The organism is Bacteroides congonensis (genome assembly GCF_900130125.1).
Lineage (GTDB): Bacteria > Bacteroidota > Bacteroidia > Bacteroidales > Bacteroidaceae > Bacteroides > Bacteroides congonensis.
Genome location: NZ_FQXY01000010.1, coordinates 1,144,362 through 1,160,657 on the forward strand (window position 1 = coordinate 1,144,362; position 16,296 = coordinate 1,160,657).

At 45.6% G+C, this 16,296-nt stretch carries 10 protein-coding genes; 3 read left to right on the forward strand and 7 right to left on the reverse strand.

The annotated features are described in order from the left end of the window. Nucleotides 1-10 precede the first annotated feature (10 nt). The 3 genes from BQ7997_RS15625 to BQ7997_RS15635 are packed head-to-tail and all read left to right on the forward strand — an operon-like array spanning nucleotide 11 to nucleotide 4,926. Entirely contained in the window at nucleotides 11-1,600 is a 1,590-nt protein-coding gene (locus BQ7997_RS15625) for a RagB/SusD family nutrient uptake outer membrane protein (RefSeq protein ID WP_073347146.1), read from the forward strand. A 30-nt stretch (nucleotides 1,601-1,630) separates the two neighbouring features. Next, nucleotides 1,631-3,280: a glycoside hydrolase gene (locus BQ7997_RS15630; protein WP_073347147.1), complete on the forward strand. Its 1,650-nt coding sequence runs from the start codon at nucleotides 1,631-1,633 to the stop codon at nucleotides 3,278-3,280. A 56-nt stretch (nucleotides 3,281-3,336) separates the two neighbouring features. Next, nucleotides 3,337-4,926: a glycoside hydrolase family 30 protein gene (locus tag BQ7997_RS15635; protein WP_073347148.1), complete on the forward strand. Its 1,590-nt coding sequence runs from the start codon at nucleotides 3,337-3,339 to the stop codon at nucleotides 4,924-4,926. Between the two features lie 314 nt (nucleotides 4,927-5,240). On the opposite strand, the gene BQ7997_RS15640 is transcribed toward BQ7997_RS15635, so the two are convergent. The 7 genes from BQ7997_RS15640 to BQ7997_RS15670 form a co-directional block, all read right to left on the reverse strand. After that, nucleotides 5,241-5,894 carry an HU family DNA-binding protein gene (locus BQ7997_RS15640; RefSeq protein ID WP_073347149.1) on the reverse strand — a complete coding sequence of 218 codons (654 nt, stop codon included), beginning with the start codon at nucleotides 5,892-5,894 and terminating at the stop codon, nucleotides 5,241-5,243. A gap of 552 nt (nucleotides 5,895-6,446) precedes the next feature. After that, complete coding sequence (locus BQ7997_RS15645) at nucleotides 6,447-8,042, reverse strand: S41 family peptidase (protein ID WP_073347470.1); 1,596 nt, start codon at nucleotides 8,040-8,042, stop codon at nucleotides 6,447-6,449. A 20-nt stretch (nucleotides 8,043-8,062) separates the two neighbouring features. After that, a complete protein-coding gene (gene coaD, locus BQ7997_RS15650) occupies nucleotides 8,063-8,518 on the reverse strand; it encodes a pantetheine-phosphate adenylyltransferase (protein ID WP_044653937.1) in 456 nt (151 codons plus the stop codon). Beyond that, nucleotides 8,515-10,392 carry a DNA topoisomerase IV subunit B gene (locus tag BQ7997_RS15655; RefSeq protein WP_073347150.1) on the reverse strand — a complete coding sequence of 626 codons (1,878 nt, stop codon included), beginning with the start codon at nucleotides 10,390-10,392 and terminating at the stop codon, nucleotides 8,515-8,517. The genes coaD and BQ7997_RS15655 overlap by 4 nt, the downstream gene beginning before the upstream one ends. 9 nt (nucleotides 10,393-10,401) lie before the next feature. Next, the gene (locus BQ7997_RS15660; RefSeq protein WP_073347151.1) at nucleotides 10,402-11,538 is read right to left on the reverse strand and encodes an N-acetyltransferase; all 1,137 of its coding nucleotides are present in this window, start codon (nucleotides 11,536-11,538) and stop codon (nucleotides 10,402-10,404) included. Between the two features lie 188 nt (nucleotides 11,539-11,726). Then, nucleotides 11,727-14,210 carry an outer membrane protein assembly factor BamB family protein gene (locus BQ7997_RS15665; protein WP_073347152.1) on the reverse strand — a complete coding sequence of 828 codons (2,484 nt, stop codon included), beginning with the start codon at nucleotides 14,208-14,210 and terminating at the stop codon, nucleotides 11,727-11,729. 44 nt (nucleotides 14,211-14,254) lie between these two features. Continuing rightward, on the reverse strand, nucleotides 14,255-16,132 hold the full coding sequence (locus tag BQ7997_RS15670; RefSeq protein WP_073347153.1) for a sodium:solute symporter family protein: 1,878 nt from the start codon (nucleotides 16,130-16,132) through the stop codon (nucleotides 14,255-14,257). Between the last annotated feature and the right edge of the window lie 164 nt (nucleotides 16,133-16,296).

Consider the following 16,296-nt stretch of genomic DNA (forward strand, 5'->3'; position numbering starts at 1 on the left):
CAGTATAAATATGAAACGATATATATTAGGTCTTTCAATGGCTGCCATGACTCTATCCTTCACCGGATGCGCCGACTTCCTGGAAGAACCGCTGAGAGGACAGCAAGACTTGAACGAATATTTCAAGAATGAAGATGAATGCGCGCAGCAAATAACAGGCTGTTATCAATCCCTTGCTTTCGATGACTGGTGGCAGATTTATAAGTTCTATCTGGCTGCCGATATGTGTACCGACGATATGTGGATGGGTAATACTACCCAAGACCCGGGCGAATATCGTGACCTGGCGCATTATACAGGCAATACTTACAATGCGGGAAACTGCTGTCAGAATTTCTGGCAATACCGCTATAAAGGTATCCTGCGCTGTAATGTGGCTATTGAACGTATTCCCGGAGTATCTTTTGAAAACGATAATCTGAAGAAACGCTATATAGCCGAAGCGAAGATGCTTCGTGCCTTCCAATATTTCGATTTGATTCGTAACTTCGGCGGCATTCCATTAGTGATGGGAGTCAAACTGCCAAGTGAAGTACAAGGCATCCAACGTTCCAGCATAGCAGATAGTTACGCAGTTGTAGAGCAAGATTTACTTGATGCTATTAATGACTTGCCTAAGCGTAGCGAATATAGTTCAAAAGATTTGGGACGTGCCACCAAAGGAGCCGCACAAGGGCTGTTGGCAAAGGTATATCTGTATCAGGAAAAATATGAAGCAGCAGAGAAGGTACTGCAAGAACTGATCTGCCGTGGAGAATATGCCGGAACATCTTGTGAATACGACCTGATGGAAGACTTCAGCCAAGTGTGGAACATAGATTATAACAACAACAAAGAATCCCTGTTCGAAATACAGACCAATAGTGATATATCTTATTCACTGGGCGAACGTATCTCTATTGTCTGCGGTTCGCGAAATGACAGTGGTTGGGCTTGGGGATTGCCTACCAGTAATCTGGAAAAAGCATATAGCAGCAGCGATGTCCGTCTGAAATGGACAATAATCAAAAACGGACAAGATGTAGCCGGCGATGAAGAAGCGAGAGGTTACACCATCAAAGCGGACGAACACAAATCCGCACGTGTGACACGCAAATTGTATATCCCGAAGAGTAAACGTCCTGACCCGTACAATGCACCTCATATTCCGTTGAACTACCGTTTGCTTCGTTTTGCTGACGTATTATTAATGTACGCCGAAGTGGAAAATAAACTCGGTCGTGATGCTGAAGCCCGCTGGGCATTGAACAGGGTACGTAAGCGTGCCAGTTTGGAAGATGCTCAAAGTTCGGGAACCGAACTTCGTGACGCAATCCGTCAGGAACGCCGCTTGGAACTGGCTTTGGAAAACAACCGCTTGTTCGACCTTCGCCGTTGGAAAGATGATAACGGTAAACCGGCAATCTGCAATATCATGGGCAAGAATGGTTCATTTGTGAGATACAACCTGTCGTATACGGACAGTTACGAAGCAAACAACCAAAAGGAAAGAAGTGATAAGGGTATCAACTTCAACGAAACCCGCGATTTGCTTTTCCCGATACCGACTACGGAAATAACCATGTCGAACGGAAGTATCGAACAGAACCCCGGTTACTAAAAATCAACTAACTATTAAAGAATGTGACGTATGAAAAATAAATATATCTTATTCGGAATCTCCTGTCTGGCTGCCGCCCTTTCCGCTTGCAGCGACGACCTGACTTTCTCACCGGACTACGAACCGGTGTTGAAAGCCAAAAATGAAACAGCTACGGTGAATGCCGCCACAACTTATCAAACCATCGACGGCTTTGCCTCGTCCGATGCATGGACAATGGACTATGTAGGCAAATATTGGAGCGACAACAACAAAGAAGGAATCGCTAAATTATTATTCTCTCAAGAAGTCAAGAACAATCAACCCGAAGGAATCGGCCTGTCCATGTGGCGTGTCAATCTCGGCGGCGGGACTGCCGAGCAAGGTGAGGCCAGTAATATAGCCAGCAAAGTAAACCGTGCAGAATGTTTCCTGAACGCCGACGGAACTTACACTTGGGGTAAATGCTCCGGTCAGCAATATTTTATGCAGAAAGCGAAAGAATATGGATGCAACCAGTTCGTACTATTCAGCAATACTCCCCCGGTTTATTATACAAAGAATGGAAAAGGATATTCAGACAACGGTTGGTATGCGAATCTGAAAAATACGAATGATGATGGTGTAGACGGCTATGGACTATTTGCCGACTATATGGCTACGGTAGCAAGACACTTTGTAGATGAAGGTTATAATATACCATTTATCAGCCCATTGAACGAGCCGCAATATGATTGGGGGCCGGGAAGCGACGGCAAAGCCGCTCAGGAAGGCTGCGGATGGATGAGCTGGGAGATTGCCAATCTGGCTAGGGAAATGGATAAGAAACTGACTGATAAGAATTTGGAAGGAACAAATATCCTGATAGCTGAGTCCGGCTCATGGAAATCGGTTTATGGTTTTGATGGACAGGGACAAAAGTCGCAGGTGATACTTCAGTTCTTTGAAGATAAAGCAGGTGAATACTATATTGGCAATTTAAAACATATGCAACCTAATGTCGTTTGCGGACATAGCTATTGGGTTGACAGAACCTGGAATCAATTGCAGGAAACACGTACTGAATTGCGTAAGGCAGCAGAGAAGAATAACCTCAAAGTTTATCAGACAGAATGGAGTATGCTCCATAATGCAGGAGAAACCATGTACGAAGATTACGACAGTTTTGATGATGCTACTTACATGGACTTGGCGCTCTCTATGGCAAAGGTACTCCATCATGATCTGGCTACAGCCAATGTAAGCTCATGGTCATACTGGACAACAGCCAGCGTAGAAGTATATAGCCAAAAAAGCCGCTTCTATATGATTCGTTTGATTCCGGGTGATGGTGATTATGGTGACATTGCTTTGGATGGTACTTATTCTGCCAGCAAGAACCTGTGGGTATTGGGTAACTATAGCCTTTTCGTTCGTCCGGGCTATAAACGTGTAGACCTTAATATTCCTAATGGTTCACGTATGTTTTTCGGTTCGGCCTACATTTCTCCCGAACAGGATAGACTGGTAGTAGTATACACCAACATGGGAGTAGAAACCATTCACATGGATACTGCACTGGAAGGAATAGGAGATAAGACTGTGAAATCAGTTCGTCAATATACAACTTCTGAAACAAGAGACTTGAAGGAAGAAGCTGATTATCTGACCGGATATATTCCATCGAAATCAGTGGTAACAATGGTCTATGACCTGCAATAAACCGGATAAAGTTTTGATAGGTATTAGATTTATATAAGGTATTAGGTTATTAAAGTATGAAAGGTAAAACGCTCTTAGCCGCTTTAGGCTTCTTCTCAATCGCAGGTATGGCGGGTGGATGTTCTTCCCGTCCTGCCCCCGATATCAATTTTCAGATAGAAACGGACAAACCCTGTCAAACGATGGCATATTTCGGCGCTTCTGACGCCTGGAGTATGCAATTCATCGGACTTTGGCCGCAGGAAAAGCAGAATCAGGTTGCCGACTGGCTGTTCAGCACCGGGAATGATGCGAACGGAAAGCCGAAAGGTATCGGGCTGTCCCTCTGGCGTTTCAACGTCGGGGCGGGCAGCACTGAACAGGGCGAAGCCAGTCAGATTGCTTCCCTCTGGACGCGTGCCGAATGTTTCCTCAACGCTGACGGAACATATGACTGGGACAAACAACAGGGACAGCGTAACTTCCTCAAACTGGCAAAAGAACGGGGAGTGAACAAATTCCTTGCTTTCCTGAACTCTCCCCCTGTGTATTATACGCAGAACGGGCTGGCTACCAATACCGGTCGTGGCGGCACGGCTAACTTGAAGCCGGACTGTTACGAAAAGTATGCCCGTTTTCTGGCGGATGTAGTGCAAGGAGTAGAAAAACATGACGGTATCAAGTTCGACTATATATGTCCTTTCAACGAACCGGACGGACATTGGAACTGGGTAGGCCCGAAGCAGGAAGGCTGTCCGGCAACCAACAGGGAAGTAGCCCATACCGTCCGTTTGTTAAGCAAAGAATTTGTAAGCCGGGATATGGATACGCAGATTCTGGTGAATGAATCTTCCGATTACCGCTGTATGTTCCGCACTCACGAGACGGACTGGCAGCGTGGCTATCAGATTCAGGCTTTCTTCTGTCCCGATAGTGTGGATACATATTTGGGAGATATTCCGAACGTTCCCCGACTGATGCTCGGACATAGCTATTGGACTACTACGCCATTAAGCGAATTGCGTAATATACGTTGTCAATTGCGTGATACATTGGATAAACACAATGTTGACTTCTGGCAGACGGAGACTTGCATCATGGGTAATGACGAAGAAATCGGTGGCGGCAACGGATTCGACCGTACGATGAAGACAGCGCTTTATGTAGCCCGTATTATCCATCATGACATCGTATATGCCGGAGCAAAGAGTTGGCAGTGGTGGCGTGCCATTGGCGGCGATTACAAAGACGGATTGATTCGTGAATATACTACGGATGGCAACTTTCTGGATGGCAGAGTAGAAGACTCCAAACTGATGTGGGCTTTGGGAAATTACAGCCGCTTTATCCGTCCGGGTGCAGTACGGCTGTCCGTTTCGACTTTCGATAAAACGGGGGCTTTGATTCCCGATGGTGATACCGATCAACAAGGATTGATGTGTTCTGCTTATAAGAATACAGATGGAACGTATGTGATGGTAGTTGTCAATTATGCTAATGAAGAAAAAGAGTTTTCTATTAATGAAGAAAAAGTAGGAAATGCACAATGGCAGATTTATCGTACTTCAGATAAAGAAGGGGAAGATTTGCTTCCGGTAGGGACAGTGAAAAGTGGAAAGATTGTTCAGATTCCGGCGCGTTCTATTATAACGCTTCAAAGTAAATAATAAAAGTAGCCTTATTCTCTTTTTTTCTGAGGAAAATAATACATTTATGTGTTTATCCTTGCTAATTAAGACAATAATCAATCTGGGTAGTTCTTGCACAAGTTAGGGGTGGAAACAGCACGAAATTCAGTTGTCGCAAATTTTGCGACAACTGAATTTCTTTTTTAATCTTTCTTTATATTGTATCCTTGTTTATAATAGCTTGGATAGTGGGACAAAGAAATGTGACAGTCTATTATCATAAGTGCAGAATTTGCACCTATGAGGTATTAATAATGATTATCTTTTTGTTTTTGAGGAGCTATTTAGTTTCTTCATTTCTGTATTACATTTGTTTCATCCTCTTTTATTTCCGCCATCCCATAATACCCAGGCATCGGCATATAAATCGGATTATAATACGTATGGATATTCTTCAATTTCTTTTCCTCTTTCAGCCGTTTGATGTGCCGTGCGGCGGTGGTGGGAGTGAAACCGCAGACCCTTTGGAAGTCGGAGCGGGTCAATATCGGGTTATTGTTGAAATAGTTGGTCAGCAGTTTGTCTACTTCTTCGTTCGAGCGGGAAGCCGAATGGGGTTTCAATTTGCTTCGTTCCAGGTGTACGACGCTGACTGACTTTTTCAGTTTGATATCTGCCTTGAAGCTGATGTTGGCTTTGAGCTTGATTTGATTCGCTTTCAGTTTGGGTGAAGTGATAGGTTCTTTGCTGTTCAGTTTTATCTGAAAATAGCCGATACCGTCCAGATGGACGCTTTCTCCCTCCCGAAGCCGGTCGCCCATAAAGTGACTAAGGGAATCGAGGACAGATTTTACGTCTCCTTCGGTCAGCGAGGTGGCTATCTGGATTTCCTTTGCCAGATAATCCGTGTCGATGTGCTGGAAGTTGACTACGCGTGCGTGATACGTCTCTTTGCCTTCCTCATCCTTGGGATGGGGAGTCTTGTACAATTCAAATTGTATTGCCATTGTTCTCTATTTAGTTTATCGTAAATACATCGTGTTTTGTTGTTGCAAAACAAATTAGTTATCGTTGGACTTCGTTAGAGGGGATTGTGTTATATAGCTGTTGTTTGTTTGTTATCAAGCGGCTTTATATAAGTTGTCCTGCCTTTATTCTTTGATTAAGACGTAGGGATAGTTATGTTCCGGTGCCTTTATCATTAGTCTGTCACGGCCGTGGTAAGATCTTGCCATGGCTGTGGTAGCTTCTCTTCATGGCCGTGGTAGGAATTCGTCACGGCTATGGTAGATGAACTATATCAGCGGCAAAGATAAACTATATAAGGGAGAAAAACAAAGTATTCCTACTTGTTTGAGGAATTTATCAGCCTTGTCCCGATTGACAGATACGGTGTAGGAAAGGAAAACGGCCTTGACGGTGATAGGTGATAGATGAGGTGATAGGTTAAAAAACAACCTATCACCGCCGGAAACCTCGATGAATAAAGCGTTTGATTGCCGTCGGTGATAGGTGAAAGAGAAATGTGCGTTTTTAATATAGGGGAGAGTTGATGAATATCAGTGCTGATTTACTTTCAGTTTCTTCTGATATTCGTCCGAATTCAATATCTCCAATGCCTTTTGTACACTCTCATTCGTTGTATTCATCACCCGGAAATATTCATTCATATCCCAAAGGTCACGTGCTATCAATGCTTTGAGTTGAGTTTTGATGAGCGGGAGCGATTTCTGATACTGCTCTTCATTAAACTTCACGCCCTCTTTATCGCCCATTTCGCGTAAAGTTGCCATCATGTCATCGTCAATGATAAACTTTTCATTGAATGATTCGAACTTCTTGTACTTGCCCGCCAATTCCTTCCGGTGGCCTTCGATAAACTTCATCGTAAATTTAATGATGACTCCTTTGGCTACCAGGTTCCGGTGATAATCCGTGTACAAAGTAGTGTCGATAGGTACGAAATAATCTGGCATGATACCGCCACCGCCATAGACTGTGCGTCCCAGTTTCTTAGTCTGTACTTTCAGTGAATCCGGGAAGTGGATGCTGTCGGCATTCATCAGTTCGCCATGGTTGAAGCGTTCTATCAAGTCTTTATTGTAATCTGTCGAGCTGTCATAAGGCTTTTGGATGCAGCGGCCTGCAGGAGTATAATAACGGGCGATAGTCAGACGAATCATGGAACCGTCCGGCAGGTCGATGGGACGCTGCACCAGTCCTTTGCCGAAAGAACGGCGGCCGACGATGATTCCCCTGTCCCAATCCTGCACCGCACCGCTGACGATTTCACTGGCGGAAGCTGTGTATTCATCTACTAATACAATGAGGCGGCCGTTACGGAAGTCCCCGTTACCTTTGGCATAAAAATCGCTGCGTTTGGCAGTCCGGCCTTCGGTGTAGACGATGAGTTCCTTTTGTCCCAGGAATTCGTTGGCAAGGTCGATGGCAGCGTTGAGGTATCCCCCGCCGTTGCCTTGCAAGTCGAGAATCATATCCTTCATGCCTTGCTTCTGAAGTTCCTTCATTGCTTTCTTGAACTCCTCGGCGGTGGTTGCTCCGAAGCGGTTGATGCGGATATAGCCTGTCTTGGGCTGAATCATGTAAGAAGCGTCAAGGCTGAGGATAGGAATCTTGTCTCTTTTTACGGTGAAAACCAATGGGTCTTCTACGCCACGACGGACAATCTTCAGGTTGACTTTGGAACCTTTCGGGCCGCGAAGACGTTTCATAATATCTTCCGTACTCATCTTCACTCCGGCAATGGCGCTGTCGTTGACGGCGATAATGCGGTCGCCGGCAAGGATGCCGACTTTCTCGGAAGGGCCGTTGCTGACGGGTTGCACCACCAGTAATGTATCTTCAATCATTTGGAACTGTACCCCGATACCTTCGAAGTTGCCTTGGAGAGGTTCGTTCATTTTCTTCACTTCCTCTGCGTCCGAGTAGGTGGAGTGCGGGTCGAGTTGTGCCAACATTTTGATGATGGCTTCTTCTACCAGCTTGTCCTCATCTACTTTGTCTACATAGAAGTTGGAGATTGCAAATTCTGCCATTTGTAGCTTGCGCATGGCAGCCGAACCGAAATTCTGAGCCTGTACGGCTGATACTGTCCACAGGCAAGCCAAAAGGACGTATATTTTAATCTTACTCATAATCTTACTTTGCTCCATTCTCAACTTATCCTCATTCCTTCAGGAATAAACTGGCTGATATCTTTATTATAGGTCAATAACTCGCGTACAATCGTAGAGCTGACACAAGTCAGCTCGGGTTCAGTGAAGAGCAGGATGGTTTCAATGCCCGCCAGTTTGCGGTTGATGTCCGCAATCGTCTCTTCGTACTCGAAATCCTTCACGGTACGGATGCCGCGGACGATGAACCGTGCTCCTACTTCCTGCGCAAAATCAATCGTCAGACAATCATATGACATCACTTTGATACGAGGTTCGTCTTTATAAAGTTCCCGAATCATTTCTTCCCTTTTCTCGATGGGGAAATATGTATTCTTGTTCTCGTTGATACCGATTCCTATCACAATCTCGTCCATAAAGGTAAGTGCACGTTCCACTACCGAATAATGTCCGATGGTGAAAGGGTCGAAAGTACCCGGGAATATTGCTTTTCTCATGATGCCAAGTCTTCTTCTATAACCAAGTTATCTATAATAAAGTTCTGTCGTTCCATGGTATTCTTGCCCATGTAGAATTCAAGTAGTTCTTTTACTGCGTCCGTCTTGCGCAATGATACTTGTTCCAGACGCATGTCCTTGCCGATAAAGTGCTTGAACTCGTCCGGCGAGATTTCTCCCAATCCTTTGAATCGGGTGATTTCGGGATTCGGGCTTAATTCGTTGATTGCGTTGACACGTTCCTCCTCGCTGTAACAATAGAGCGTCTTTTTCTTGTTGCGCACGCGGAACAAGGGAGTTTGCAGGATATATACATGCCCCTTCTTGATGAGGTCGGGGAAGAATTGCAGGAAGAAGGTAATCAGCAGCAGGCGGATGTGCATACCGTCCACATCGGCATCGGTTGCTACAATGACCTTGTTGTAACGCAGTCCTTCTATGCCGTCTTCTATATTCAAGGCTGCCTGAAGCAGGTTGAACTCTTCGTTCTCGTAAACCACTTTCTTTGTCAGTCCGAAAGAGTTCAGCGGTTTACCGCGTAGACTGAATACCGCCTGAGTGTTAACATCACGGCTTTTGGTGATGGAACCGCTTGCGGAGTCACCCTCGGTGATAAAGATGCAGGAGTCCTCTTCCAGTCCTTTTCCCTTCGGGTCGTTGAGGTGGATGCGGCAGTCGCGCAGTTTACGGTTGTGCAGGTTCGCTTTCTTGGCACGTTCGCGGGCAAGTTTCGTCACGCCGGCGATGGCTTTGCGTTCCTTTTCCGATTCCTGAATCTTCTGTTGGATTGCTTCGGCTACGTCCGCATGCTTGTGCAGGAAGTTGTCCACTTCCTGTTTGATGAAGTCACCTACGTATTTATTAACCGTCACGCCGCCGGGAACCATATTGGTAGAACCCAGTTTGGTTTTGGTCTGACTCTCGAAGATAGGTTCTTCTACATTGACGGCGATGGCGGCAACCAATCCGTTACGGATGTCGGTGTAGTCCATATTCTTGTTGAAGAACTCTTTGATAGTGCGGGCGATGTGTTCCTTGAAAGCACTTTGATGCGTACCGCCCTGCGTGGTGTGCTGACCGTTGACGAAAGAGTAGTATTCTTCTCCGTATTGTCCGGTATGGGTGAAGGCTATCTCGATGTCTTCGCCTTTCAGGTGGATAATCGGATAAAGTCCGGTTGCCGTCATGTTGTCGTTCAGGAGGTCTACAAGACCGTTGCGCGACAGGATGCGGTGACCGTTATAGATAATGGCAAGCCCGGTGTTGAGGTACGTGTAGTTACGTAGCATCGTCTCGATAAATTCGGGCTTGAAACAATAATTTAGGAATAATGTGTTGTCCGGTTCGAAGAAGATATAAGTTCCGTTTTCCTCTTCGGTATCTTGCGTATTGTCAGTCAGCAGGTTTCCTTTGGAGAAAGTGGCGGTACGTACTTTGCCGTCGCGGTAACTGCGTACCTCGAAACGGGAGCTCAATGCGTTGACGGCTTTCACACCGACACCGTTCAGTCCGACACTCTTCTTGAATGCTTTACTGTCGTACTTACCACCTGTGTTCAGCATGCTGACCGCTTCAATCAGCTTTCCTTGCGGAATGCCTCGTCCGTAGTCGCGGACACTGACACGAAGGTTTTCTTCAACGGTAATCTCAATTTTCTTACCGGCTTGCATCTTGAACTCGTCAATACTGTTGTCGATTACTTCTTTCAGGAGGACATAGATTCCGTCTTCGGCATGCGCGCCGTCGCCCAGCCTACCGATATACATACCGGGGCGTGTGCGGACATGCTCCATGTCGCTCAAGTGGCGGATGTTGTCGTCAGTGTACTCTACTGCATTGTTGTTGTCTACAGGTATCAATTCGTTCTCTTCCATAGCTGTTTTTTATTTTATCTCTTTGATGAACGCACGGCGGCGCTTATGTTGCTTAGTCTCAAAGTAATCCCATTGAGCCTGAACCTTTCCGTTCAGTTCGAGTTCGGGGTTGCTTTCTGCAAAGATAAAACCTAATTTTTGATAAACTGGAATTAAATCGGAAAATAACAAAGCGTTAACACCTTTGTTCTGGTATTCCGGCTTCACTGCAACAAGTAGTAAATCAAGCATTTTGGCACGACGTTTCATGAACAGTGCTTTCAGCAGGTAGAACCATCCGAGAGGCAGCAAGCGTCCGTGCGACTTTTGCAGGGCTTCGGCAAGTGAAGGCATGGAGATACCTACGCAGACCAGTTCATCGTTGGCATCAGTGATAAGTGTCACCATACGTAAGTCGAGAATAGGCAGGTACATTTTTACGTACTGGTCGATTTGCCGCTGTGTCAGTGGGGAGTAGCCGTAGAGCGGGCTGTATGCTTCGTTCATCAGCTCGAAAATCTTCTGTCCGTAGTCTTTGGCTATTTTCTTTCCGGAAGTGTATTTTTTTATCTTGAGATTATATTTCCGTTGAATCAGTTCGGAGATGCGCTTGTGCTTGTCGGGGATGGCATCGGGAATGTAGATTTGGTATTCCACCCAGTCGGCGTCTTTCTCGAAACCGAGTTTCTCCATATGTACCGGATAGTAGGGGTGGTTGTAGATGGTAGCCATCGTGCTGAGTTGGTCGAATCCTTCAACCAGCATTCCTTCTGCGTCGAAATCGGTAAATCCGAGAGGGCCGGCAATGTGCGTCATGCCCCGTTCTTTTCCCCAGTCTTCTACTGTCTTGATGAGGGCGGCAGAGACTTCGGGGTCGTCAATGAAGTCTATCCATCCGAAACGGACGTTCTTACAGTCCCATTTCTCATTGGCACGGTTGTTGACGATAGCGGCTACGCGCCCTACGATTTTATCGTCCCGGTATGCCAGGAAATAATCTGCTTCACAGAACTCGAATGCCGCGTTTTTCTTTTTGTTGAACGTATTGAGCATATCGTCATAGAGGTCGGGCACGGAATAAGGATTGTCCTTATACATCCTGTAATTGAAACGGATAAATTTCTTTAGCTCACTCTTTGTGGTGACTTTCTTGATTGTAATAGCCATATCTCGTATTTATGATTGAGGGGCAAAGATACGTGATAATCTTCAAATTACAACGCGCGGGGTGAGAAAAACTGTATAAGATAGGTTATCTCAAATAACTTTCAAGATACCAATTTGGCATCTTGAATGAATGAAGGGGAGTTCTATAAAATATCTGCCTTTTGCTTTTACAGAATCGAGGAGAGAGTTTACTTCGAAGAGAAGCAATACACGTTTCCTGCAAAGTCGCAAACAATCATCCGGTTACCGGATACGGCTACGGTGGAGAATACGGGTGCTCCGAGATTATATTTCTCTTTTATGATTCCCGTTGCCTGGTCGATAGCGTATAGATAACCGTCGGAAGCTCCGATGTAGACAACTCCTTGTGACGCTACGGGGCTTGTTTCCACTCCGGCTTGCGGGGTACTGGAGTAAGGGGCGGTGTAGACGAGTGAAGGTGATGTCTCTGCTTTCCATTTGTTGAAAAGTGTGGATTTGTCCAGTGCGAAGACTCCACGGTCGGCAGTGCCGAAGATAATCTCCTGTTCGGTGACGAGCGGGGTGGATGTAACGTCCAGATTGGCAGAGAGTTCTTTTTGTTGAAGTACTTTTCCGGTTTGCGGCTCTATGGTGAAGAAGCTTTTGGAAGAGATAATCCATAGTTTTCCGTCTTTATAGACCGGCGATGCTCCCCGGTTGCCGAGCCCGTTGTCGGAGAGTTTCCATAGTTGTTTTCCGGTGCGGATGTCATTGCCGTATAATCCGCCCCATTGCGTTCCGCTGACTAATACATTTCCGGCAACGGTCAGGGTGGTAGTAGCGCCTTCCCGTTGTTTCCAGTCTTTGTTAGTCCATATTGTTTGTCCTGTTTTTAAATCATAGGCGGATAGTCCGGCGCCGATTCCGGCATAGGCTACGCCTTTATCTACGGTCACTCCTTCTGTCAGATAGGGGTAACTGTTCAGATTGATGTATTGTTTCCAAAGTAATTTCCCTGATTCTGCGTCTAAGGCATAGAGGTTGCAGGCGGCATCCTGGGCTATTACAATTCCATTTTCATAGGCTATTGTGTTCTTTACTGAATTTGCAGTAGGGAATTTCCACAATAGTTTGCCGGAGTTGAAGTCGAATGCGCAGATGAATGTGTTCAGTGATACATTATCGTCGGTGGTGGCGATGAATACTTTTTGTCCGGCGATAATGGGGGAATTCATAAAGATATTGCTGCCTGTGTTGGCTGTCCATTGCAATTGTAGAGGGAGCTTGATTTGAGAATCATTGACTCCGCCGGAGTGAGCGGTGTTTTGAAGCAGGGTGTTCCAGTCTTCGCCGGGAATAGAGGACAGCTTGAAATCTTTTTGATAAATGAATTGGCTGGTAGCAGTCGCTTTCTTTCCGTCGTTGAAGAATGAAGTTACTGTAAGGTTCAGTCTTTTCCCGTTTTCATTCGCCGGTATTTGAATGTTTCCATTCCAGTTCCAGTCGGTGAGAGAGGTAAGATTGCCTTTGGCTATTTCCTGATTGCTTTCTGCGTCGCTTAAGATATAAGAAACGTGTGATGTTTTTGCCTGCGAATGATAGGTGTTGACGGAAACAGGAAGCTGGTTTTCGCCAGTAGAAGCGGCAACGGGAGAAGCGGTAGTCTGATTGTCCATCGGAGAGACGATGGCAATTTGCGGTTCGATGAAAGCGTATCTCAGTTCTGTGCTGATGTTATTATTGGCATCTACTTTAATATCACGGAAAGAAGAAGGTGTATGGTCAATGCCGCCTTTGTCTAACGTTCCGGTGCAGATGGTATAAATTCCATTCTGATTACGCACGTAGTTGTAGTGCATATGTCCGTATATCTGGGCTTTGGTATTGAAATCACGCAGGTCGAGTATATGTTCATTGTCGGCTTTGAATACGAAAGTGTCGCTTGCGGTGAACAGGTCATGGTTGAAAAGAATCAGCGCTTGCCCTTCTTTCATCAGGGCGAGGTCATTTTTCAGCCAGTTATATACGTCTTTCAGGGTATAGTCAGTCGGGTTGTCTCCGTGGTCGATGGGGGTGACTACGTAATGGATATTGCCGACATCGAATGAATACCATGTCGGGCCGTAGAGAGACTCGTAAAGCTCTTCGCCATACTTGCCTTTCACCAGGTCGTGATTGCCGATGCAATAATAAACGGGGCAGTTCATAGTTTGAGCATTGACTACTTGATTGTGCATGGTAAGTCCCGGTTCGTAACAGATGTCTCCGGTATGAATTAGGAATGCAGGTTTCTCGTTCTTTATATATTGCTGAAGGTCTGTCACCCAACGCCCCATTCCGCCGGTCACTTCGGTATCGGTGATTTGAACGAAAGAGTGCTCTTCCGATTTAGTCCGTTCGCTCTCTGTCAGCAGGAAATCATAGCTTTTCCTGTTTTCTTTTACGGGCAGGTAGAAATGCTGTGTTTCGTATCCGGCAGGAGTGGTGATAGTGATGAACCGTGTCTTTTCGAATCCGGGTAAAGAGAACCGACCTTTCTTATCTGTCTTTACTACATTCAATCCGTCTGTTACCATAACTCCCGCCAGCGGCTTGTCGCCTTTATTAAATATGCCCGATTGGTCGGCGTCGATATAGACTGTTCCTTTGAATTGAGCGCTTAGTGGCAGATATAGTAAAAATGAGATTAGTATGACAGATAGTCTTTTCATGGTCAGTTCTCCGTTTTTTAGTGTGTTAAGCTAATTATTTCTTTTTATTTCAGTTGTTTCATTTCTTCATTGTAGCGTGCTTCTTCTTTGCACAAAGGCTTGTACCATGTCTTTCTTAATATCAGTGTAGTAACCAGCAACAGGGCGATGGAACTCCAGAGTCCCAGTTGCTCACGGACAACGAGATACATCGGAATGATAGTAAGCGTACATTGCCAAACGATACCGATTGCCACGTTGAAAGCATCTCTTTTGAAGTTTCTGTTTGGCCGGATATGGGGGTAACGGGCCAGAGCTTTTTCTTCAATCGGCTTCCACCATCCCCAGGGGCGTACACGGGTATAGAAATTGATAAGTGTTTCATCGTCTGTCGGAGATGCGCTGTATGTTCCTGCAATACATCCTATCAGGGAAACACCGAACAACACCGGGAAGAAATAGAGCACCCATGCATCGGGAACGGTGAATTTCATCACGATTGCCGCCAGTACTCCGGCAGTCATTCCCCAAAAATAGCCTTCACCGTTGAAGCGCCACCAGTGCCATTTCAGTACGTTGGCAGCGATATATCCACCGAAGAGCGCGCCTACAATCCATTGGAAGATTTCATTGATATCTTTCAGGAAGAATCCGATAACAGTGCTGATTACTACTACGGCAACAGAAATGACATAACTGCTGCGGATTTGTGTTTTTACACTCGCTTTCGGATTAATATATTTCAAGTAAATATCATTCACGATATAGGCAGGGGCTGCATTCACCGTAGAAGCGAAAGTAGACATGAAAGCTGCCAATAGTCCGGCCAACAACAACCCGGCCAGTCCTGCCGGAACATAACGTGTGATTAAGTGAGGAAGAATCGTCTCAAAGTCCGTCCGTGTAACTTCCATCTGCGTCATTCCGCCATCCTCTTTGAAGAAGTAGATAGCCAGCAACGCAAATCCCATAATCATCAGATAACGGGGGATTAATAACACTACTGATACAGAGCCGCTCATCATAGCCGCTTCTTTCGGAGACTTGCAGGACAGAATCTTCTGCATGTCATAGTTGGGGGCAGGGCCTGCCATACTCATAAAAATACCTTTCAGCAAAGCCATCATGACGAAAATGCTTATCAGGCTATAAGGTTCGTTCGCCATTCGTTCGGTGAGGAGATTCATCCGGCTGCTCCAGTCAATATCGAGCGTCCACCCGAAGAAAGGCGAATCCCAGCCGGCGGGAACAAATGAGTGAATCATATCCGGTGCTACCATCTGCATGCCGATGACGACGATAACGATACCCGCCACGGTCATTATCAGGAATTGGACGACATCCGTCCATACGATACTCAACATTCCGCCGAGCATCACATAGAAAGTGGCGATTGTGGTAAAGAAGATACCATATACATGAGGTACATATTCTGCAGGAACATTGAAAGGAATAAATGGAGATACCACTTCCCAGGGGATGAATATCTCCATAAATTTACCAATACCTATGAATCCATAACTTAAAAAACCGAGTACGCTCAATAATGCGAATACAATAACAATCGTATGTGAAAGAGTTGACCCTTTACCTTTCCCGAAACGGGTCTTAATCCATTCCGCGCCGGTGAGCACGTTAGAACGGCGCAGCCACACGGACAGGTAAACCATGAGGAATATCTGATTGAATACCGGCCATAACCAGGGAATCCAGAGACTTTTGAAGCCATAGGCGAATGCCCAATATACCATCAGCATTGTGCCTGTAATATCGAACATTCCGGATGCGTTGGATAATCCCAACATATAGAAAGGCAATGATTTCCCGCCTAAGAAATAGGAATCCATATTTTGGGCAGCCCGTTTCTTTAGAATAAGTCCGATGACAATCATTGCGATAAGATAAGCACATATGATGAGAAGGTCGGTAGTGTGTAATTTCATATTATTGTTTTGATTCGATTTATATGTTCTTTGCGGCAAAGGTAGGGGGAAAGAGGTAAGGAAACAAATATTATTTTAACTCATTCTGATACTATGTTGATATTCCCCGGTTTTGGAATAAAAAACGTTCCTCTTCTGCAAAAAAGAAAAGCGCAAAGTTGTCC